This is a genomic window from Mycobacterium leprae TN, from assembly GCF_000195855.1.
Lineage (GTDB): Bacteria > Actinomycetota > Actinomycetes > Mycobacteriales > Mycobacteriaceae > Mycobacterium > Mycobacterium leprae.
The window spans coordinates 426,498-450,202 of the sequence record NC_002677.1 but is presented as its reverse complement, the minus strand read 5'-3'; the positions used below and the strand labels follow the sequence as shown (position 1 = coordinate 450,202).

The following is a 23,705-nucleotide window of genomic DNA, read 5'->3' as shown; positions in this document are numbered from 1 at the left end:
GCCCGATGTTTTACATGTACCCACGGTCACAGAACTGATGGTGCCGCTGACCAAGATCGATTACCGGAGTTTCTACTTCGAGGATTCATTCACTAGCTGGCGTGACCACGTCCGGCAAGTGTGCGGCCGATCGCGATGACGCTGCGTGAACGCCTACGATCCGCAGCAGCCGCCACATGTCGGCGTGTTGCTGAAAAATACGCCGTTCTTTTCTGCGGTGCTGGCGGCGGCGTAAGTGTAGGGGATTGTTCCAGTAGGCCTCAGCCCTGTACGCCGCGGCGCGGATCTGACCAGCTACATATGCCAGACCGACCTGCCAGCTCGTGCTGAGTGAATAGAAACCAGCTGCGATGTTGGATGATATCGAACATCTGAACATCGATTTCACTGCATGGGCTACGAAGTGGCCGCACATCAGAATGACGCACCGAGCTTCCGATCAACGGCTCTTTCAGATCGGTGGATGCTGATCTTCACTTCGAACACCGGTGGCAAGCCAAAGGCGGTGAAATGCAGCCACAGCAGGGTCGCAGTTGCCAGAGCGGCTATGATGTAGCACCGCAATCTGTGCCGTGACAGCGTCTAATAGGCATCTATGCCGTTGTTTAACTCCAACGCGGTGCTGGTTGGCTGAGCAGCAGCTGCAGCATGCTAGTACTCAATTGAGTTGCGGAGCCAGTTCTTTGCGTCGAACTTTTTGGTGGATATCCTTGAGCAAGCCTTGGCGTATGTGCTTGCAACACTCGAACAGCCCGATGATGCCGACAACCCGCTGCAGGCAGCGTATTGCACTGCAAAGTATAATTAGCAATATCGAATGCTTCTTCCGCCAGTTCGGTTGTAATGTCCAGAGCAGGTTCGGGTCGACCGAAGCTGGAGTGGCTACCTCGCTTGCCTCGATTACGCTGGCTATGCGTACTTCGCTGGAAAATTTGGCGATTGGATGCGTTTCGACAATGAAAACCGGCGCCGCACCGATCTAGCGAACATTGCTGCGATACCCCGATGCAAAATAAATGTTGGTGATGGCACCGGGCCCGACGTTCGATACCGAGCAATTCCGCACCTTCCTGGCCAAACAGCCGGACCTAGGACCTAAGCAAGTAACCAGCGTATGTCCGAGTCGACGCCTCGCCACCCACCGTTACCTTCAAGGTGCTTAAACGGCAATTGTCGGCCGACGGCATTTGACTGTGCTGGTTCGGTGTGGCCGATTTCACCGGTCAACCGAGTCGGGGGCGTCACCCCACGATTGATGGCACTACCGTGTCGATCAGGTGCGGTCCGGGTTCAGTGAAGGCCAGGCGCAGGGCATCGGCCAACCCCTCTGTGGTATTGACACGACGAGCAGAAACTCCCATACCCTCCGCGATCTTAACGAAATCCATTGTAGGGCTAGATAAATCGAGCAGACTCAGCGCTTTGGGGCCAGGCGTCGACCCGGCACCCATCCGTTGCAACTCAATCCGCAGAATGTTGTAAGCACCGTTGTTGTAGATTATTGTGGTTACGTCGAGGTTTTCCCGTGCTTGAGTCCACAACCCCGAAATCGTGTACATCGCCGACCCGTCGGATTCCAGGCACAGCACAGGGCGGTCGGGGGCGGCCACCGCGGCACCCACCGAGGCCGGGATGCCGTGACCGATCGCCCCGCCGGTCAGAGTCAGCCAATCATGGGCCGGTGCTCCAGCGGTAGCCGCGGCTAGCAGCACCCCTGAGGTATTCGATTCGTCGACGACAATCGCCCGTTCGGGCAGCAGCGCGCCAATCACGTTAGCCGCCGCCCCAGAGGTCAGCGGACCTGACGGCAGCTGCGGGCGCGATGCGGCCACCACCGGCGCAGCGGTCCCGGATGCCACCTCGTCAGCCAATGCGTTTAGCGCGTAAGCGGCACCGCCGTGCTCGGCAAGCACGTGCACCTCACAGCCGGCTGGTACCAAGTCACTAGGCATGCCAGGGTAGGCAAAGAACGACACCGGCGACTGGGCACCGGCCAGCACTAGATGCTTGGCACCGTCCAGCTGAGCCGCGGCGACCTCGGCAAAGTAGGCGAGTCGTTCGACAGCAGGGACACCAGCGCCCCGCTCCAATCGGGCCGGGAACGTCTCGCAGAACCAGCGGGCGCCGGTCGCCGCACCGATCCGCGCGACCGCTGCCAACCCCGACCAGCCGGTGGCGTCTGCACCGATCAAAATCACCGTGGGTTCTCCCGATTCCAGGGCCGTGCGAACCGCCCCCACGTCGACACCGGCACTGGCTGGCTGGTCTGACACCGACGCGGCGGGAATGGCGCCGTCAGACCAGGATACGTCCGCGGGCAGGATCAGCGTCGAGATCTGCGAGCCCACCAGGCTGGCAGAGATCGCCTCCGCTGCGTCGACCCCAACGTCGGCGGTGTCCATTGTCCGGTGCAGCCATCCTGAAACGGTTCCTGCCAGAGCGTCGATGTCGGATTCCAGTGGGGCATCATACTTCTTGTGATAGGTGGCATGGTCGCCGACGACCACCACCATGGGCACCCGTGCGCGGCGCGCGTTGTGCAGGTTAGCCAGGCCGTTCCCTAATCCGGGACCCAGGTGCAGCAGCACCACTGCCGGCCGGCCAGCTATACGAGCGTAGCCGTCGGCCGCACCAGTGGCCACACCTTCGAAAAGGGTTAGCACGCCACGCATTCCGGCAACGGTGTCCAGTGCGGCCACGAAGTGCATCTCCGAGGTGCCGGGATTGGCGAAGCACACATCGACACCACCGTCGACCAGGGTACTGATCATGGCCTGAGCACCGTTCACCTGTTTTCCTCCAATCCAAAAACATGTCCCGCGTTGCCGTGCAGGAAGTCTCGGCGAGCCTGATCACTGCGCCCGAGTTTGTCCAACCCCGCTAGAGCATGCATGTGAGTCATCATTGGGTAATTGGTACCGCACAAGACTTTGCTTTGTCCGGTAATGGTTTTCATAAAGCGGATGAGTTTTTTGCGGAAGCCGTTTGATTACATAGGCCGAGGCGTCGATGTAGACGTTCTCGTACTTACAGGCGACAGCCACCATCTCCTCAATCCACGGATACTCGACGTGGCCGCACACAATCACCAACTCCGGAAAGTCTAGGGCCATCTGGTCGATGTAGAGAATCGGGAACACGGTCTCCGACGCCCCCACCGGCCCAGTTTAACCAACCAGGGTACAAATCGGCACAGCGGCTTGGAGACATTCGGTAAATCAGTATATGTAGCGGAGGTCGATGGGCGGCGCATTCCACAACCAAAGCAGCACCCGCAGTCCTACAAGCCCGCCACCACGCACTCGCCGCCGCAACTCGCGGACCAATTCCATCGGGCCAACCTTGGCCAGGCCAAAAAACCGGTTCGAGTACAATCGGCAACGATCAATCATTGCAGATCAGATCTTAGCCGCCCGGGCCGCGCCACGCACTCAGCAGACCGAGGTCGACGTCGGTGACGTACATGGACAAGATGGTCGCCTCGATCACGACGTCGGTGGCTGGAATTCTCCCAGGCCAGCACCGGCAGTGAGGCTAGCATGTCGCTGCGCAGGAATCGCGCAGTAGGTGCCACATACACACGTCGATCGTCATAGAGCTTCAACTCTAGACACGTTTATCCGGCCAGCGTGGCGCGAGCGGCGGCATGTGTCTGCCCTGCGTACCAGCCACCGAACAACACGACATGCGCTAGCAGCGGAAAGAGTCGATGCAACCAGATACGGTTGTGCTAGGAGGCTTTCAGCGCTTGAACCAGCTAATAGCTGGCGAAGACTGCATCGTAATGCAAGACCAAACAAAGCGAGCATCACTAAGTCGATCTCACGGTGACCAGCGTGCACAGCCGGCTAGATCAGCACTACTCGTGCAGTGCCCACATCACATTGCCGCTCCACAAATCGCCGTGTAAAACCAGAACAGATAACCATAGTCGTCGAAGTCACCTGCCCAGCAACGTACTACGACGGAGTCAATGATGGCACGGATCGTAACCTCCAGGCATGGCGCAACAAGCTGGGCCATCAGGGCCATCCGTTCGTAAGCACAGAAATTGCCCCACCGCGAGTGACTGCCGCAACGACATCGGCAATGGCTGTAACAGCGGTCCTAAGAAACCGGGCCCGTTCCATACGTCGGATCCAGTGCCAACACACCGCGGCACCCACATCGTGTTGTGACAGCCAATCGGCTACTGAACGCGTATGCCACTTTCGGGGCTCGGAGTCACCGAATCAAGCCTCAGCCGGGTCGGACTGGCGGCGTCGATAGATACTACCTAAACACAAAATATACCGCCGTCAACACTGGAAAGCCAACACAGCAAACCAGATTCCCAGGCGAAGAAGCCGGTGGGCAGCCCGACTAGTGCTTGACGAACACAGTCACGCTGCTACATGCACACCATGCTCCGGTGGTCACCTGGCCTGAATGCACATCATCGGCAGGGTGCTACTCAGTCTGTTACATGGCCCAGCAGTAATAGAGTTTACCGTTCGGTAAATATTTTACCTCACCTACCAACCAAAAACTCTGAGGCGCTTTGTGTCCCTCTATCTCAGAGCGTAGAAAACTGTCCAGTTCGGCCAGCACCAACCACGGCCCCGTCCGGACCTGCACGGACAGTAGACACATGCTGGCCTTTACCGAGGATCGATTACACCAACCACCAATGCGTCGCAGAAGTTGGGGTGGCTCTTGAACCCCGCTTAAAACTCTTCGGGGTAGATCTTCTCGCCACTGCTATTGATCGACACCAAACCACGGCACAGCATGGTGACCGACCCCGTCAGCCTCGACCACTGCCTCAGTTGCCCATAATGAATTAGCTTAACACCACTGATAGTCTTAAACATCTCGACGGTCTTCTACTCGTCTTTGCAATAGCCAACAGGGATGTTGCCCTTCTTGGCAATGAAGTCCGCGCACGCCCGAGCCAGGCTTGACCTCGATACCGTCCTCGTCGAGGACCACGGTCTCGATGTTTGGGGTGTCCGGCAGCACTTTGGTGGCCGGGCCGTATGTACTAGCGCTCGTGCACCAGCGCAACCATGTCTAAAGTTGTTGAAGAGATATCGAAGTTTACCCTCGACGTAGCGGACTTTAACGTTGACTAGAATGTTCCCCCTTCACGATGCCGAACATCGCTATGACAATCTCGATGCTGCTGCGACAGTAGAGGACTACTTTTTTGTCGTCCTTATTCACACCCTGACCTATAAGGTAGTGTCCGAAGCGGTTGGCCTTCTCTTCTAGTTGGGTATAGGTCAGCTGCTCGTCGCCACAGATGAGGGCAGCACAGTAAGGCATAGTGTCGATGGCGTGCGCGTCGAGGATCGACAGGCTGCCATGAATCCATGAACTAGAACTTATTACATTTATTGGAAAGCGAGAGACGGTAGCCGTGGCCGAGGCTCCAGCAAACGATTTCGTACAGGACGCGCTGGTGTAACTGCACAGATACACCCCTCATTGTGACAATGAACAGACCGGCCGCGCACAAAGTGCTGAACAGCAAAATAATAAAAATTATGGTCGAGTTATGGGACCGCGTCGACAACTATCCCGACGTCCGGTGCCAAATCCTGACCGGTGCCGGCGTCTGACTAAACCAAACCGCTGATTGCCGATGTCGAAGATACAGCCATCACCGGTGATACCGAGATCCTGCAAGGAACCAATATCCGGATCGCCGGAAAAAGCGCCAAGTTCATCATCTCCGAAGCCAAATGGAGCCTCTATTTCATGGACAGCCCGACCGTACGTTTGGTCTGACAGATCCCCTACACCGTGTCTTGTTACCTGCAGCTAACTGGACAGCGCATCGCCGCCACCGAGGGCCAAGGACATAGCGCTGATCCGCTATGTCCTCCCCGAGGGGCAAGCACTATCCAAGGCTCTCAAAATCGCGGAGATAATCTCGAATAACGGGTCGCGGCTGTGCAGGCGATTCTATAGTCGATCCGCAAGACCAAAGGGAATGACCGAAAGCCAGGAACTCAAGCGGAAACCAGGCATTCAAAATTGACACCCAAATCGATATCGAGGTGTTCCTGTCCAAAAACGCTAAGTAAAACGCGAAGGCGTTCACTGAGAACCACAAGGCCACATTCCAAAACTGCTAAACCCTATTCACCAAACGTGAACTCTACTCTGGTCTCACAGCAGAGGCCTATCTCACCCCGGGGTCCGGGGCTTCCCCGAAGTAGGCGCTCACGAGACATCGATCTGAGCAACTCAGCTTCGATCAATTCGTCACTATCATTGCATAATAACTGGTTCCAGGCTATGGCTTCATCTCTTTACTGGTCAAAACGCACAGGCCGACGTTTAAGTCGGACACAGCAGCTAAGATAGCGCGATGGAACGTCGACGTTAAGACACCAACGACCGGTCCCCTATCACTAGCATCGCTTCTGGTCAAGCACTCGCTCTCTGCCATTGAGCGGCTACGAGTGCATTGTAACCACGATGGCCGAATCACCGAAGATCCCGAAATCCACCTGCGTACGCTATCTTCGACGCTATTGCCACCAACCGGCATAGCCCTTTCGACTGCTTGATGCCCGGCTAAACAACGATTACGTCTATAAAGTCGATACCGAGGTCACAGGAGTGACACAAACCGACAACCTGCCGATCCGGCCAATGCTTACAGTGATCGCCCAAACAACCCTAACTGTTCGAGAACTCAACGAACACGCTATCGCGCGCATCATTAGGCATGCTCGATGATGACAGCCCCTATGCCCGCACACAGACATCTCATTCGGCTCCGCATACGCTCCTCTGATGCATTACAAGTTGGTTGGCCGCGACGTCGTTGCTGACCCACTCTAGGGTGAACCGAAAGCCTTCCGGACCAACCCGGTGTCGGCGATGAGCAGCGGTGGCAACATCCACGTCAGCACGGCATACTCCGTGCTGAGCTAGCCCAATGGCACGGCGCCGACGGAAGCGTGGCATCAGTAACGGCGACGAAACGATATCGTGACAAGGTATTCATTGAATACACCATAGAGTGTCTTCCCGGCCTGCAAGGTGGTGGTAGACACACAAGTCAACATCCGCGACAACGAAATTGTACCTACGCCAGCATTGAGGGACAATGCGTTTTGCGGAACACTACCTATACCGGATGCCCTGCAATGTGCCGATGATCATGCCGTCACTTTGGATCAAGACCGGTTGCATCGAAGCGTACCCCCCCCCCGACATTAGCGCCTTGCTGTTGAGTAACTCCTATCACCCCGACAGTGCTACGCTGACGCGCAGGCTGGCCGATCAGCTTGGATTGCGAGCCGGCTAGCTGTTAGCCTGTATCTCCTCCGGTCTTAGAGCAACGAACTGGCTACTCACAAGCGAATACGATGTCATTGTCGACGGCGTCGATCTCGGCAAAGTCAACGTCAACAACGCACAAGCCGCCGCTGCGGCGGCCAGGTAGGATGTGCGAGTGTGCTTCAATCACGGCGATTGCCAAAGAATTTCTATTGCCAGGCAACAGAGTCGACGCACTAGTGTGCGAATACGCGCCGTGTACCTTCCCCGAACGAAGAACGTCACCTCACGGAAATTCGCCCGGATCCGTCGTCCTGACGGCCCAGCAGGCATCACCATAACAGAGGACAGCCTACCGGTCGAGCTGACCTCACTTACCGACTGTGTTGCTTGCATTGGTTTACGCCCGGAACGGTCACCAACTACACCAGCATTCTCACCCAAGCAGGACTTCAGTTGCGGCACAAAGATCCCCGGGACGGGTTCCTGCTAGAGATGATCTACCGTGTCTATCACACGGATAATCGTTGCGCGACGTAGCACCAAAGATCCTTGCCGACAACAGCGTGGCACGGCGGAGCTGTATCGACATACAGCAGCTAATGACTGAAGTGGTCAAAGGCGGACACATTAGACATACCCTCATCATCGCGGAGGAAACATAACACTCAAAGACACATTCTCGATAAGAAACAAGACAAATAGCCCGGATTCTGGCCGGGATTGCTAATCGATACTGCGGACACCAGTACCCTCAATGTTATCGCCTATCTGGAAACTGTTGGCCAACAACCGATTACGCAAGTAACCGTCCCGGGCTAGGGCTCCCCACTAACTAGAGTTCGCGACGTCGCCAGCACCGTTTATCGATAGCATCACGCTCACCGGATACATCGTCAACATCGGTATAAGACTAAATTATCTTGCTAGCATACAGTCTAGTCTAGCGATCTGGGCTACTCGTCGCCACATTGACCACCATACTCTTCGCGCTAATCGGTACCATCGGGCCGATGAGTTTGCCCGGGGTGACCGATCCGCTAGCTTGGAACCTCGTCGGTTGGATCAGCAATCTCATCCCGAATTTCGTGTACGGAAGTGCTCAATGCTCTTGCGTTGCACTCCCCCACCCATCATCGTGGTAATGACTCCGAAAGTCCTTGACTTGTAATGAATTATATATAATTCAGCATGCAACGCTCAGCCAACTACTGCAGATGAGCGACGTTCATAGCAAGGTCAGCTCAAGCCGCTGAAAACACGAGCGATAACGCGGGGGATCGCATGTCGCACGGTAAGGCTAGTCACTGCGATGCGGGCACCAATGTACAAATCCGGCAGCAACAAACGCTTCTGGCCTCTGAGTCACTGGTAATCGATGAAACATTTTCCGGCCAAAAAGGAAGGAGGCTTCCCATTACAAAGCTTCACACTCAAATTCCTCGGCAATGCATGCTCCGGGCTCTGAATCAGCTCAAAATCGCATTGATACTCTCAAGCATATGATCGGATTGGTAATTTTGCCCCACAGTCAAAGTCATCGGCCAGCTCTGTCTCAGAGCAGTCGCACCACCAGGGGTCGTCGGTGAAAAGGTCCAGCAGCAAATCTGAATCGACGAGTCTACCTGCCACCGTCAAGCTATTCATCGTAGTGAGTAAGCGTCATGATGATTTCGTCAATACCCCCTTGTGCCTGGTACGCGGCCGCGTATCCGGCGTGTATATAGTCTTGCCTCGTGCAGTTTTCGCACACACACCGGCCACAACCCTCGATCGCCGAGTTCAAATTCGACTTCGGAACCCAACTCGACCCCAAACGTGTGCCGCACCTACAGCGGAATCGTTACCTGCCCTTTGATTGTCACCCATATAGAAGCTAGGCCTACGACATGCTAATAACAGTAGAGTAATACTGGACGCCCAACCGCGTCAACCGATACATGGCAGACCGACATACCAGCGGCGGTGGAGAGCCGTTGCTTATCTGCTCACCTCGACTATTTTCGAACGAGCGCTGCGGCACGACTGGCATGCCAGATCTAAGGCACGATGGATTCGGTGACGTGAAACGTCGCGCTTGGCCTGGGTCGGACTGGACTTTCCAGTTGGATGGAAGCCGTAGCGTCGGGGGTTGGAGGTGATGATGGTAGCGAAGCGCCACGTGGAAGTGTTCGTGGCGGGATGCCCGGTGTGCGAACCGACCGCTAGCCTGGTGCGGGAACAGGAAAACTAGCCCGCCCGGACTGCGAAGTAATCATACACAATCTGTGAGAGAATGGTACCGACGCGGCGACCCGGTCCGGGACAGCATCAGTGACTACGGTAGTCGTGAGCAGCACATTCACCGCATGCTGCCAGGGCCGTACGCCGGACCGGCAGACACTAGCAGCCCAGCATCGGACAGCGACTCTAGCAAGGACCCCGGGGCGGCCTACCCAACTGAGACAGACCGCAACCTCACTGTGAGCCAGTTTGTTGCATAGGAAAAGAAGTGTGCTCGATAATTCCGCGTTAGCAACTGGTTTCAGCGGTGGACCGCTGCGGGGTTAGTGATTGCGCGGTGACCAGTTGTTCACGCGGCCGGCTCATTTCGACAACCGTTGGTCGATCTCGGCGAACTTGTGATCGAGGACCACGTACCCGCAAGAAGAGTTAGCTACGATCGCGTAACGCGAGAAGCTCACCTAGAATCAGCCCGAGTCGCTGAGTTGTTTTGATGAAAGTGAGCCGGTCAACTTCGGTGGCACTGTATATGTAGCGGTAACCAGAGGATGTGCGCCACGAGTCCTATTGACACGCAGTACCGTATCGCCATGGCGCTGGTTCCCAGCCAATTAGCAAACTCGCCAGTGTACACATCTACCTCCAACATTCTATTAGGCTGGCAAGTTCTCCTCGATGGGCGCCGGCCCCTACTCATCCAGACTGTTAGCATCACCAGCGTGTTCATGTCCTCGCTCAACGCCACCCGTGCCCTCTGGGCGGCTGCATTAAGAAACGGACATCAGGCCACGAGACTAGACTGGCGCCGCCGTGACGAACACGGTTCACCACCCCCTGGTGGTTGACGTGCCTGCAAGCTCACCGACAAACTCCAGAAGCACTCGTGAACCCGGGGTTGCGTGTCACGTTTCACCTGGTCAACATTTCTTACCATTAGTGCCACCGTCACTCTCAACAGTCGGCAACAGCGTAGCCTTGCTCTTCGATTGTCTCGATTGTCCGAAAGGGAAAAACGTTCGCCTTCAATGTCCGCGCCGACTGCCAGCTGATCGCCGGAATCGAATTCCGGCCCGGTCTGCCCGTGCCGACTGGGCAGGAAACAAGAGCGCCGCGGATGTTAAAGACGTACTCCCACTTGGACAACGTCACCTGGGAAATCCCTTGGGAAAAGAAGTATAGAGTCTACAAAACCGATTTGGCGAGGCAAGTGTGCGGCTGAGCGACCATCCGCATGCCAGGGAACTTGTCTCTCCGGGGCTGGTCAAGCGCGCTGATGTCGTAGTCGGTGGCCAACGTGGATATGGTCTTCCGGCGACACTCACGGATTCTGAAGCAAACGCCATCCGGTCAATCTAGAAGGCGTTCTAATCGCCTAGCAAGGATGCGGTCAGAACAGCCCAGCCAGGTCTCGAACCTGCTCTACGCTAGAAGCAGACACCATCATCATGGTAACCCCTGCGGCTGACCAGGCCGCGATCTGCTTACACACATAGTCCACGTCACCGACGATCATAGTGCTGTCGACGAGCTCGTTGGGGATGATCTCGGCCGCCTTGTCCTTCTGGTTGGACCGGAACAGCGCAGTCACCTCGTCGACCACCTCAGCATAGCCCATCCGACGATAGACGTCGGCGTGAAAGTTGGTGCCCTCAGCACCCATACCGCCCATGTAAAGTGCCAGGAACGGCTTAATTCCGGCAAACGCAGCCGCGCGGTCTTCGGTAACAACGATCTGAGCGGACGCACAGATCTCGAAGTCCTCACGGCTGCGCCGCGCGCCCGTCCGGGCGAACCCCTCGTCGAGCCATTCGTTGTACATGTCAGCCATCCGGGGAGAAAAGAAAATTGGTAGCCAGCCGTCGCAGATCTCGGCGGCCAGCGCCACGTTCTTCGGCCCCTCGGCACCCAGCATAATCGGAATGTCTGCGCGCAGCGGATGGGTGATGGGTTTCAACGCTTTGCCTAAACCCGTCGCACCAGCACCGGTCAGCGGCAACGGGTAGTGCTGACCGTCGCTGACCACCGGCGCTTCCCTGGCCCACACTTGGCGGACAATGTCAATGTATTCACGGGTGCGGGACAATGGCTTTGGAAACGGCTGGCCATACCAACCCTCGACCACCTGTGGGCCGGACACACCAAGCCCGAGAATATGGCGTCCACCGGACAGATGGTCCAGCGTCAGCGCAGCCATCGCGCATGCCGTCGGGGTTCGCGCCGACAGTTGGACCACCGACGTGCCCAGCCGCACCCGCTGCGTGGACGAGCCCCACCACGCCAGCGGCGTGTAAGCATCGGATCCCCACGCTTCCCCGGTGAATACTGCGTCGAATCCGGCGCCCTCCGCCGCGGCCACGAGTTCGGCAGCGTTTCCTGGCGGTTGAGCAGCCCAATATCCCAACTGCAGCCCAAGCTTCATGGCGTTCGCCCTTTCCACCAAAACCCAACCTTATTGAAACCGCTCTTAGAACCGATTCTAAACAAAGACGTGACAACCAGTTCGAGCCGCACATCCTTAGATCGACCACTCCGAACCAATTCTCTCCGCGCCACTGACGTTGCCTTTCGACTACACCCGTTCGGTAGGCTCCAAGCTGAACAGGTTTTTCACCACGCGTTGAGTGTGACATCCTGAGGCGCGGGGATTTGTATAGCCAAGTGCATGTGCCTTCCGCGGAATACGACCCAGTTACCTATGAGCCATCTGGGCGAGATAATAGCCAGTGCCAGCTGGCGACACGGTCACATCCTGGACTTGGCAGACTGAGTCGCCGGACCGACCGTTCGTCATGGGCGCTGATCAAGCTCGGCGGAGCCAACGCCAAAGATGTTACACGTCATACGTAGAAGTTGAGAACTACCTACCCTTCAGCGATACGCGCCAGAGCCCGGGTACATGTGTATTGGTCCAAACAACCAGCGAGCGCCATAACCTACATCACATACTTCGCGCTGGGCGGAGAACCCGAGCCGATTAACAGAGCGAGCAACCAGTGAACAGGATTCTGTCACCATTATCGATAACACCAATCGAGCTTACAATTCAGCACACCTCCTAGCACAAAGAAAGCGCATACTTAACAAGCCATCTCCAAGAGAAAATTGCTCAGTGCTCGAACCCAGTGTTCCGGCCCCTCAACGGGAAAGTGTATTTACCTCTGCATAACGCCTACCGGGACACTGGTCTGCTCACCACTGAATTCGTCGAACTACCGGATAAGAGTACAGTGACGACGTTTGCGATCATCAATATACCGTTAATAGCCCAGCGCATCAAAACGCCTTACATGGCCTGCCTATGTGCTGACGGCCTACATCCCGTCCTTACACCTGGTCTCTGAAATCGACGCACACAAGGTGCGGATAGTTATGCGTGTCAAGGCGGTATGGAAACCTTGCACAGGGTGTAACATCAATAACATCAAGTACTTCCAGTCTACCAGGGAATCCGACACCGACTACGACAGCTATAAGCATCATCATATAATGTAAAGGGCTTAATTTATAATGAGTGCTCGCAACGTTCCGATGGTCGGCTTCACCCACGCGCCGCATGTCCGCCGCACTAAACGGCGTCGAAATGTTGATGTCGTATTTGACCCAAGCTTTACGATGAGCTGGTCATCACCAAGACCAGTATTGGCTTCCGGGTGCCCTGGTTTGTCGGATTACCTTAGCCGAAAAAATTGTTTATTTAAAAAATTTTATTTATATCTGCAATAGACTCGATCGGCGCTGTGACGCCGATCGAGTCTATTGCAGATATAAAACGCCCCACGGAGCCTACACCAAATTGCTAAGCGATGAGGTCGACACCGCGCTAGTGTACAGATTAGAGAAGTCCTCGTCTGAAACACTGCGTAGCATCTTGTCACGGCAGACCGACCCCTACACCGTTGCGCCGCTGTTGCCATATTCAGGTGTCACTGGCCGAAGCAGGTGCACACCTGAAAGAGGTACCTTAGCACCGGACAGACAATGTACGTCGCGAAGCACCAATACATTCCAATGAACAGCCTGGTCTGCGAAGCCATCAGCCTAGTACTTGCCAACCCCGCGACGACATCAACGCTCTCATTGTCAGTTGGCGGCAAGACCCCCGAGTTCTTCGAGGGCGTCATGATGCTGAAGTTGTTTATAGCCGACACCATGGGGCAACCGACAATCCATTGATAAAAGGTGCATAACGCGGGTTCGATGGGCGGCTCAACCGGGGTGGTGGCTATGAGTATCGTGCAGTCCGGAAAATTTCTGCGGATGCTGGGGATTACTTAAAAGAAGCAATCGGAATCAAATGCCGTGTAGACGTTATCGATTCCTATTCCATTCATCAAACCGGGTGGGCACCAGCGCAGGAAAATATTTCGCGCCGCACGTGCGAGCCTACATCCGACACTCGAGTGCATCGACAAACACCGGCGCGGTGGTACCGACTCAACGGCAACCACCACCCACTGACGACTTTGCAGCAATCCGACATAACCATCAAGAAGGTGATGTAGTTCTCCCAGACTTTGGAATCAGATCAACTACAACGAGACCTTACCCATCGTCTGATAGCGCATACGCTGTGGTTACCGGCTACGAACAGGTCGCTGATGCAAGATTGGCACAAGGACATACGGTTGTCTGGATCCATGACACCACGTTGCGCACTGAACCGCTGGCATTCTCCGAGCGCAACCAAGTCATTCCGCAAGCTGGGCTTTAAGCTACCGCCGCATTATGTAAGTTCCGCTGGCATTACCAGTCCCATCGACTAGATCGACGTCGCTGGAATCTACGTACCCTTCTCATGGTTTGAACCGACTTGCTTGGCAAACATCAGCTTTACTAACTAGAGCGAAGGCTGGAAAATCACTAAAGCCGGGAAGATCACGATAGGCAGATAGATTCCGGTGCACCCATTTAGCAGTAGGGCTGTCGTCGAACCCAATAGGTGCCTCTGGCTTGATCCGTTTCGTCTAATCGGCTACCCAAATGGTGGGCAAGGTCGGTTATCACCAAGTTCCCTTAGTACGAAATGATTTAGCGTATAATGACGGCAACTGCTCACAGTATTACTCTATGTGGATAGCCAACGCCGACAAGCAGGAAAAGATACACGAGAGAACAAACGCATAAACGCAAATAAAACACCCCGCGCATGACGCCAACCGCCGATCCCGCAAAGCGTTACAAGCCAAAGATAAAGAAACCTGGCTGGCGATGTTCGCCGACGACGTCGTCGTCGGCGAACATCGCCAGCCATCGTCCCCTCTACCCAAGATCTAACAGGGTAACTTCACTATCTTTGCCGCGCGCTCTGGAGGATTGCTGAAACTTCCCGAAAAATAAAACAATCTGCAGTAGTCGCGTCACAAGCACGTGAGAGTCTAGCCAGGCCAACGGTAATAGTGCACCCGGCAATCGCGGCGCCAGGTGTCAGAGCAGTGATCAGGTTCTTGTCGTGCACTATGATACGCATAAACGCTTCGAGACTCTCTCTCGGGTAGGCTCAGCAGAGAACTTCGAGCCGTTTGACGCCCTCATTCGAGTCGGGCGGAAACAAGTTAATGTTTAGCCCACCGGGACCCAGTAGCACCCAGCCGCCCAACCAGGTAGGGGTAGTCCAGCCCAAACCGCACCACTCCCCTACCCGGCGAGTTGCCCAATAGCGAAACACCGCAGATTCAGCTGGTCGAAAAGCTCGTTGAGCGCGATCGCGGCAAAGCGATTGAACTGTTCATGCTCCGGCACGCCTGTCAAAGTAGCCATAGTCGAGCCGGTTGACAGCCAGCACAGCAATGTTGCATGAGAAGTTCGTCCAGCTCGATGCGCCGAGACCACCACCATGCAGCAACACCACTGTCTGGTCGGGGCCGACGTCGGCTTCGTAGAAATGTACCCGTAGTGTCCTATCTTCTACTTGGACCTACACGAAGTGCGAGGTGGATTCGAAGGTCAATTCCTCGGTGGGCGGCCATGGCGCATGACCACCGTATCACCGGGTGGCCACTAGAACTCGCTTGTCCAGAAAATCACATAGGAACGTTCGGGATCGCTAGAATCATGAACCTAGCTTGTGTACGCATCGCATCAGAGCCGTTGATTTTAAAGATCATTGGCCAACCAGGTAGCACCAGAGTCCGCGAACAGCCTGTCGATCGAGACGATCGACAGGCCAGTAACATATACCTAGTAGCGCGTATGCAAGCACGTAACTCAAAGGGAATCTCCTTGCCGACGACCAGTAATACTTACTCGTAGCAGACATTGCCAATCAGCTGACGCCACGCGGCATTAATATCGCTAACCGCCTAGGGCAATGCGAACCCTGGCGAACGAGTCATCCTTGGACTTCTCTCCCACGAACGCCGCACACACCCGCTTGCTCTGATGCTCCACATGCACGGCATAAGGCATACCCACGATAGGAGCATGGCTACATTATAGCTCAAGGAATTGAGTACAAAGTAACGATATTCGTCTGCAACCTTCCGGCGGTGTGGTTGTTCATCACTTTGCAGTACAGGAACCGGCGCCAAAGCACGAAGACATCTTTGATCACCGACGTATTAGTATTTGATATCCTGAAAAACCGACCCCATACCAGGTGTCGTCAATTTCGTATTCGGTGTGCGGGATCAAAAAGCTGCCGAAGGCCACCCACCGGCCGTCCTTAGTGACCGGGCGACCCACGAATATACAGCTAGCATAATCACAGCCCGACGACCAATTCCACGAGCTGCTAATGCAGGTAACCGCCCTCGACCACGACACCGGAACCCATTGGTGCGTATAACGACGAAATCCACGTTTCGGGTTCTCGCACCAGACCTCCTTCTAAGCCAGCTGGTCAAACGGTGCCAAATTCCGGTTGTGCACAGCCGACTATTGAACTCACCCAGCCGGTAGAACCAACATGCGCTAACAAACCGGCGCGTCGTCTAGATAGAACAGTGTCGTATCGCACTGCAGACCTCCCTGCTGCTCGGGCTACAAGCGGGTGAAGAAGCCGACAGAGGCGCCGGGCTTTGACGGTGTCGTTCAGCAGCCTCTGCAGATCCTTGGCCGCTTGGGCGCACTGACGAATCTGAGTAAGCAAACCATCAAATGGCGATCAAGGTTGACTGCGCATCACACTGTTGAACGGACGTCACTTACGCTTGCCTCTGGGAGTGCATACCGGACAACCTGCTGGCCCGTGGCGGAGCCCGGTAAGGCCGGACAATATAAAACCTGATGAAAACCTAGAGAAAGGCAAGGCTAGGACACGTTCCGGTGCGTATCGATCAGAGTTTTCCTGCTACTGATAGCGACACGAATCCTGTTTTCTCTAACATGTTCTTAGTTATGTTGGAAGGAGGAGAGCGGGTATTGACCGAGACTATATCCTGATGAACCGCTCGGCAGCCATGTACTTGGACTACAGATCGCCGAGGTCGTTACCGACACCGACGACGTACAGTCGCTGATGTTAACGGTGCCGAAGGAACCAGACGGCCAAGTCATCGCACCGGACCGGCTACGCTACACGCCGGCCAGCTTTTGACGCTACATATTTCCAACGACCTTACCGGCTGGCTACTCGTTGAACACAGTCACCGAAGACGCGCCCGCTGTCACGGTGAAACGTACCGCGAACGGATACACGCCCAACTGTTTGTGCAACCACACCCACCAGGGTATGGGCACTTATGTGCTGGCTCTTTCGGGCAATTTCGTGCCCAAAACACTGGATGACGACTTTCTCTTGATGGCCACCGACAGTGAGATCATCCCGATCATGTCAATACTGTAAGTCAGCGCTTGCCGAGGACAGCGGCCAAATGCCTGTACTTTACGCCAACCGTTATGAGCGCGCGGTGATCTTCGACGACCCGTTGCGCGAGTTAGTCGACAAATATCCCGATCGGCTGACGGTCATGCACTGGCTGGATTCGCTGCAGGGACTACCGAGCGCTGGCGAAACCAGCTGCTACCTACACCGACCGGCATTCATTTGTGGGCCCGAACCATACATGCAGACAGTGCGAGACGCCTTGGCAATGCTGAAAACTAACTTCCCAGCAAGTGCACATCAAAGTAGTCAAAGTCTCTGGATTCAGACCCGTTCGCAGCGGTTAAAATTAAGGACACTACCGACGAGCCATTCGCTAACGCGGTGGTGCAGCTAGACGATCAAACCCACACCGTGTCGTAGCCACGCCACACCAAGCTGCTCGATGTGTTACTAGCGGCAGACCTCAACGCACCACTCTCGTACCGGTACGGTCACCGGAGTAAGTGTGCGTGCGCCTTGCGCAACGACGAAGTCAACGACGTCCTTGAGCAGCAGGAACCGTCGACGACAGCCTCACCCTGGCTTGTCAGTCCCATCCGAAATCCGGGTCAGTATGAAGTTATCTACGACAAGTAGCATCCGGGCCAAGTTCTCCCGAAGAGCCAGTGCGACGAAAACCAAAGAAAACAGCATACATCATCTGTTCAGGAGCGGCGTGGTCGTCGAACTGATGCTGATGTTGGCGTCCACACCAGTCTCCGCGGCGACCAGCAACACCGTTACCACGGTGCTCCCAGACAACAACATGACTCAGCTGGAAATGCACGCCGTGCTCGCTTGCCATAAAGTAACCGGAAGTTGCAACTTCACTACCAAGGCGAAAATGCGTACATCCGACGGTGTAACCGGATTTCCTCCGGTTCTGTGGGCCCACCAAACCACCGAGATCCGGTCATGAAACCGGTTGGCTTCTTGGACACCCATGCGACCAGACCGTTCGATAAAATCATGAACCCAGGTGGGTTCGACGTGATTATCACCATAACTATTTGGTGGAGGCTCGCCGGGTAAGTACCAGATCACCATCGATTCGATCTATTAATCGACCGGCCAACCGAAGGCGAACTTGCACAGCATCGTCTACACCCACATCCAGGCAGTCCACCCTGGCGTCACTCTCACTCTGCCCTGCAGTCAGACGACTTTTTCTTAGCAGTGCTCTCGGCTCGCTGCTGTCGGCTACAACATCCCTTCGGCAATGGGGGCGAATGCTAACTGGCAATTGTTCCAATAGTTCAGGACTTAGTAGCTCGCAAGCAAATTTGCTCCTGCAGCGAGAACCGCTAACTCGCCCCTAGTATCGTCGCCAAACATTGTGCCCGCGATCGTGCTCTTCGCAAACCCACAACTACAACGGAATCTCACCACCAAAGAAGAGCTAGCGGGGCATGCCAAGCAGTCGCTCAGCGGCCACCGTGAGCAAAATCTCTTCGGTGCCTCCGGCAATAGTCAGACACCGAGTATTCAGGAAGTAGTGCACAAAGCAATTTTACATGAGGACGCCACCCTCGGACATGTCCATCATATGTATTCAGCCAGCGCCTGCCGGTAACGGACCCCATGGGTTTGCGTACGGGCTAGATTGCGCCCCGGGTCCTGACCCCGCCTGCGGCGAGCTGGACGATGCGCTGGTCCAGCAACGTGCCGGTTCGCAGCGGGGACTATGAAATCGCCCCAACCGGGTCTTGCCGGGCCACATCGCTATAGGTTCCGACAGCATCTCAAATAGCTCTATCCATTGGATTGCCCAGCGCGGTACCGGTGACCATCGCGACACGTTCGTTCGGCAACGTGGTGCGGGCCAGCTTCCAGCTGTCGTTCACTACGCCAACAACCATATCGTCGGGAACAAACACGTTGTCCAATAAAATTCCGTTTAACAACACATCGCCGGTGATATCGCGCAGCGCCCTGATCGCGATTCAGGTGGCGGTCATGTCGACAAGAAAGTTAGTATGATGCCTTTGTGCTTCGGGGAATCTGGATCAGTGCGTGCTAGGCACATACCCCACTCGTCAGGTACACCTTGGACGTCCGAGACTTCATGGCCGGTCAGTAGACAGCCGCCATCAGTACGTACCGCCTTGGTGCGCAACGACACCAAATCAGAGCCAGCCGCAGAACCGGAAAACAGCTGGCAATAAAGGAATTCACAGAACATAGTGGCCGGAACAAACCGCTGCACCTGTTCGGGTATGCCGTGCGCAAGAATAGTAATGGTCGGAGCCACCCACCAACCGATCACCAAGTCCGGCCGCACGATGCCGGCCGCCAACATCTCCTGATCGATCAGCAGCTGCTCGGCCGATGATACCCCGTCCATAGGGTGCCGGCCAGTGCCACACCAGCAAGCCGGCATCGACAAAAACCACTTGGCGCAGCAGCTCAGGCAGTGTGAGGCAGTGTGGCGACCTGAGCAACGGCCACGGCGATGTCGGTTCGCATGCCTACACCTCATTTCACGTCCAAGCCCACGCGACGAAGGACACCGACCGGGTCAACGCAGAAACGCTACGCAATCAACGCTCAGCTCCGCCCAGACACTACCAAATGCCATGGCCTCTAAGCAGGTACAAATGCACGTCGTCCCAACAGGTGCAGTCTATCCCACCGAATACCTAGATGCAGTCTTGACATTGGCCCTTGCAGCGACTAGGATGACACCGGCGGACAACGCCGCCGCAACAGACAACTGGGAGTGAATGGAATCCGCAGCGGTCCGAACAGCATCGTCGGCGGTCTCTTCGGCTTACCGAATTGCTTACGCACCTTAGGTGTATCCAACGGCGGTATCCAAGAGCCAGCGTGTCATGCCGGCTGCCTCAGCCGCAAGCACCTTCACAGCCAGCTCCGCCACTTGGTACCGCGTCACCGCCTCCGCGGGTTAACCAGACCAGCGAAGCTCTCACCCGAGGCAGGCGTATACAGCAATTCTGGATTAGGGACCACCAACATGGCCAACGGAGTGGTGGTAACTGGCCCAGATACCAGCGCCTTGGCCGCCTCCTCAACCATCGTGCCCAGATCCTCGATGTTGCCGCCGGCCCCACCACAGTCTTCAAACACGGCGACAGCGAACAATCCGAGGTCAGCCAAACCCGCCAACACTTGTGGCCAAGCGTCGGCGCCACTTTGATTCAGGGAGTCAAGCTCACCTCCATGCCGAGGATCACCACAGTCCCGTTCGGCCCAGAGGCCACATTACGTGTCCAGCAGCGCACCAAACTTACGCGGTGCGGACCAATCGTCGGATGACGGTCGCTACCACGTGCGAATCTTCCACGTCCTTTGATTTCGAAGTGACAATGGAGTGCTTTCGTTGATTAGAATGTGTTCTAACACTGCTAGTGATCGATCGTCAGGTCAACTTCTATTACAGCAGGACCGTCCCCAAAAGATCACAGTACCCGCGGTACCGAGATAGGAACTTCCTGCTCGGCATGCGTATCGTTTCCACACGAACCACCTGGAAGAGGAGCAGCCAATCAGATGTCACCAACGAACATGACCCCGGCCCACGTTGCTGATTCACAACCGCGCGTGGTCACGAACGTGGGGGCCGGTGCTGGCGGAGTCCGAACTTGGTTCAGAGGCGCAGCGGGAACGACACAAACGCATCTTGAACGGGCCGCCATGATGATCGCGTTGAAAGGCGGCTACGAAGCGTTTCAAATGCTCAAATGCGCGTCGTGGCAGACCGGGCCGACGTGGCCGTTGGGACGCTGATCGCTACTTCCCGTCGAAAGTGCACCTGTTGATGTCGGCGTTGGGCCGAGAATTTAGCTGCATCGACGCCAAGACGATCGATCCTTGGTGTCCGGCAACAGCCCCTATCAGCGGCTAAACTTCATGCTTAGCAAGCTTAAGCACGCGATGCAGCACAATCCGCTGCTAACCGAAGCGATGACACGCGCCTACGTCTTCGCTGACGCCTCCGCAGCCAGCGAGGTAGACCACGTTGAGAAGCTCATCGACATCATGTTCGCGCGCGATGGCCGACGGCGAGCCGACCGAGGACCATTACCACGTCGCTCGGGTGACCTCGGATGTGTGGCTGTCGAACCGGCGGGCCTCGGCAATCGCCATCAGCAAACGGCTGAATCTGGCCATGCATCTGCTGATTGGCGACTAAAAGTCACCAAAATGCAACTAGCGCGCTGTGAGCTCAGCCTAGACAAGCGAACCGGCGGTGCGCCCCCGATATCAGCTCGACGACCAGCAGGTCCGACCGCTGTGGTTTCAGCAGAAATTCGCCTCCCCGGCGGCCCTGCTGCAAGCTCGGCTGCGCCACCGTGATCAAGCCGTGACTAGATCGCTTCGGGCACACTATCGAAACCGGTCACGGCTCACCCGACAAGACATGTAAATACCTTGTACCCGAAAGTAATCCACGGTTGATAAGAGCAACATGTCCGCGGTGCAACATCAGCGCAGTAATCGGCAGATTGGCCTATATGGAGCACTGGCGGCGGCGCCACCCGACATCGGCAGATGTTCGGGATCTCTCCATCACAGTCAGTGAATCCGGCGCGACATCGGCGGCCGTCCATTGCTCTCCGGACATCGAAATAATGCGCTCGTGTTGGACACCAAAGATCGGTGACTGTAGCCGGTCAGCGTCCACTTAGATCTTGGCGGCGGTCCCGGTCCAGCCTCATGATCAGCGAGTTCGCGCATCGCGGCACGATCATCAGATAGCCAGCCGGACAACAACCGACAAACCCTTAGACTCGTCAACTACAACAACGAGCAAACGGTGCGGAAGAAAGACCTGAAATCCGGGATCACCGTCGCAAACTGAATATATCACTGAACCCATCCGCCCCAGAGACAAGCACACCAACTGTTCCGTCCTGCAAACTGCGACCGGTTCCGGACATCATCAGGAATATCCCCACTCCCCCCAACTTTAATCACAAGCAACTTTAATCACAAGATTATGTTAACACAGCAAGCAACGAAATCTCGTGCTGCCGGATCATTGAATAGAAATTAGGTCTGTGGTTCGGCCATGGACCAAGCCAGCCGGACCGTCCTTAGGAGTCCGCAGCAGTCGGGCGACCGGTATTGGGCTCTAGCATAACCGTGCCGCTTGGCCGTGGCCAACACCCATTCGCACAGGTGAATCGATCGGTACGGTTGAACGCACTCAAAACCATGGTGTGAATAAACCTTGAATTTCGCCGCTAATGACACCAAAATAGCACACCTACGTGGTGTGAGACTAGCCTTCGGTAAGACCTACCGCAGATTAACATCAGTGCCTATGCGTGTCCAATCAACCACTAAAAGTTGTTGGAAAAAAATTTTCGTTAAGTATTATTTAGCGGTTGGCCGGCCAGCGAGAGGAAAGTCGAGCGTGCGATATAGCCCCGATGGGACACCCAATGGCATCCGTTAATCCGATGCGTTGGTTGACGACTATCATTCTGTGCTTGATCAGTTCGACCGTTGCGGGTGGCTGCGGCAGCCTTAGTTCCGGGCACCTGCGCCCGACAGCCGTGGTGGCATCCACTGACGTGTGGGGCAGTGTGGCTCGCATTATTGCAGGCAGACACGTCGCCGTCACCTCCATTGTGACCGGTGCCCACACCGATCCGCACACGTATCGTGTCAATCCCGCTGAAACTGCCGCGATCACCGACGCCGCACTAGTGGTCTACAACGGCGGCGGTTACGATCCATGGGTCGACAAGGTGCTGGCCGGCCGTCCGGACATCAAATCGGTGGATGCTTACTCGCTTCTCGCTAGCAGGGGCGCCACCACCGAAGGACCGGCCGACGAACACGTCTTCTACGACCTGAACATCGCCAAGTCGGTGGCCTCCCTGATCGCCGACCAGCTGGTGACCATCGATCCGGACAATGCCGCGGACTACCAGGCCAACGCCACCGAATTCTGCCGCAGCGCCGACGCTATCGCCATATCCGAACACGCCATTGCCAGCGACTACCCAGCCGCCGGGGTAATCGTAACCGAGCCCGTGGTGCACTACCTGCTGCAGGCATCCGGCCTGGTCAATCGCACGCCGCCGGCCTTTACCGCAACCCATGAGAACGAGAACGATCCGTCGGCAGCCGACATGGCGGCCGCCCTCAATCTGATCAACCACCGTCAAGTCTCGGCGTTGCTGGTAAACCCGCAGAAATCGAACGCCGCTACCAACGGCCTGCAGGCTGCGGCCCGACGGTCAGGTGTGCCAGTGACCGAAGTGACCGAGATGTTGCCGAACGACACCGATTACCTTACCTGGCAACGTAACACGATCGATCAGCTGCTCACTGCGCTGCAATCGAACCGATCACCCCGATAATCTTTGCCGTGGCGGTTGAAAATCTCGACGCGGTCTCGAGACGACCGCAGTCCGCGGACAACGAT

5 protein-coding genes and 14 pseudogenes are annotated in these 23,705 nt (G+C 56.0%); 8 read left to right on the top strand and 11 right to left on the bottom strand.

Going from position 1 to position 23,705, the window contains the following annotated elements; all coding sequences use genetic code 11:
• Nucleotides 1-37 precede the first annotated feature (37 nt).
• Nucleotides 38-1,297 (top strand): annotated as a pseudogene (locus tag ML_RS01735) (AMP-binding protein).
• On the opposite strand, the gene ML_RS01730 reads toward ML_RS01735, so the two are convergent.
• From ML_RS01730 to ML_RS01715, 4 genes and pseudogenes are all read right to left on the bottom strand, one after another.
• Nucleotides 1,242-2,789 carry an acetolactate synthase large subunit gene (locus ML_RS01730; RefSeq protein ID WP_010907682.1) on the bottom strand — a complete coding sequence of 516 codons (1,548 nt, stop codon included), beginning with the start codon at nt 2,787-2,789 and terminating at the stop codon, nt 1,242-1,244. The pseudogene ML_RS01735 and the gene ML_RS01730 overlap by 56 nt on opposite strands.
• A pseudogene (locus tag ML_RS01725) lies at nt 2,786-3,594 on the bottom strand (amidohydrolase family protein). Before ML_RS01725 ends, ML_RS01730 begins: the two are co-directional and overlap by 4 nt.
• Nucleotides 3,595-3,616: 22 nt before the next feature.
• A pseudogene (locus ML_RS01720) lies at nt 3,617-4,386 on the bottom strand (fructosamine kinase family protein).
• A 75-nt stretch (nt 4,387-4,461) separates the two neighbouring features.
• A pseudogene (locus tag ML_RS01715) lies at nt 4,462-5,307 on the bottom strand (AMP-binding protein).
• Nucleotides 5,308-5,440: 133 nt separating this feature from the next.
• Here ML_RS01715 and ML_RS14840 point away from each other — a divergent pair.
• Nucleotides 5,441-6,071, top strand: a pseudogene (locus tag ML_RS14840) (enoyl-CoA hydratase-related protein).
• Nucleotides 6,072-7,348: 1,277 nt separating this feature from the next.
• On the opposite strand, the gene ML_RS17190 reads toward ML_RS14840, so the two are convergent.
• From ML_RS17190 to ML_RS01710, 3 genes are all read right to left on the bottom strand, one after another.
• On the bottom strand, nt 7,349-7,480 hold the full coding sequence (locus ML_RS17190; protein ID WP_269147054.1) for a hypothetical protein: 132 nt from the start codon (nt 7,478-7,480) through the stop codon (nt 7,349-7,351).
• Between the two features lie 2,972 nt (nt 7,481-10,452).
• The gene (locus tag ML_RS14835) at nt 10,453-10,650 is read right to left on the bottom strand and encodes a hypothetical protein (protein WP_145985165.1); all 198 of its coding nucleotides are present in this window, start codon (nt 10,648-10,650) and stop codon (nt 10,453-10,455) included.
• 238 nt (nt 10,651-10,888) lie between these two features.
• Nucleotides 10,889-11,920 carry an LLM class F420-dependent oxidoreductase gene (locus ML_RS01710; protein WP_041322380.1) on the bottom strand — a complete coding sequence of 344 codons (1,032 nt, stop codon included), beginning with the start codon at nt 11,918-11,920 and terminating at the stop codon, nt 10,889-10,891.
• A 1,088-nt stretch (nt 11,921-13,008) separates the two neighbouring features.
• Between ML_RS01710 and ML_RS14825 the strand changes: the two are divergent.
• Nucleotides 13,009-13,420: pseudogene (locus ML_RS14825) on the top strand (lipid-transfer protein); the annotation flags it as partial.
• Between the two features lie 59 nt (nt 13,421-13,479).
• Nucleotides 13,480-14,625: pseudogene (locus ML_RS01705) on the top strand (thiolase C-terminal domain-containing protein).
• A gap of 307 nt (nt 14,626-14,932) precedes the next feature.
• On the opposite strand, the pseudogene ML_RS14820 reads toward ML_RS01705, so the two are convergent.
• Nucleotides 14,933-15,448, bottom strand: a pseudogene (locus ML_RS14820) (alpha/beta fold hydrolase); the annotation flags it as partial.
• A gap of 50 nt (nt 15,449-15,498) precedes the next feature.
• A pseudogene (locus tag ML_RS14165) lies at nt 15,499-16,643 on the bottom strand (acyl-CoA dehydrogenase family protein).
• Between the two features lie 272 nt (nt 16,644-16,915).
• On the opposite strand from ML_RS14165, the pseudogene ML_RS01700 reads away from it, so the two are divergent.
• Nucleotides 16,916-17,902, top strand: a pseudogene (locus ML_RS01700) (ferredoxin reductase domain-containing protein).
• A gap of 94 nt (nt 17,903-17,996) precedes the next feature.
• Nucleotides 17,997-18,479, top strand: a pseudogene (locus tag ML_RS17720) (hypothetical protein).
• 225 nt (nt 18,480-18,704) lie between these two features.
• Here ML_RS17720 and ML_RS17715 read toward each other — a convergent pair.
• Nucleotides 18,705-20,461 (bottom strand): annotated as a pseudogene (locus tag ML_RS17715) (acyl-CoA dehydrogenase); the annotation flags it as partial.
• 427 nt (nt 20,462-20,888) lie between these two features.
• Here ML_RS17715 and ML_RS01690 point away from each other — a divergent pair.
• Nucleotides 20,889-21,458: pseudogene (locus ML_RS01690) on the top strand (TetR family transcriptional regulator).
• 33 nt (nt 21,459-21,491) lie between these two features.
• Here ML_RS01690 and ML_RS14800 read toward each other — a convergent pair.
• Nucleotides 21,492-22,528: pseudogene (locus ML_RS14800) on the bottom strand (type 1 periplasmic-binding domain-containing protein).
• A 203-nt stretch (nt 22,529-22,731) separates the two neighbouring features.
• On the opposite strand from ML_RS14800, the gene ML_RS01685 reads away from it, so the two are divergent.
• Nucleotides 22,732-23,640 carry a metal ABC transporter solute-binding protein gene (locus ML_RS01685; protein ID WP_010907680.1) on the top strand — a complete coding sequence of 303 codons (909 nt, stop codon included), beginning with the start codon at nt 22,732-22,734 and terminating at the stop codon, nt 23,638-23,640.
• The last annotated feature ends 65 nt before the right edge of the window (nt 23,641-23,705 follow it).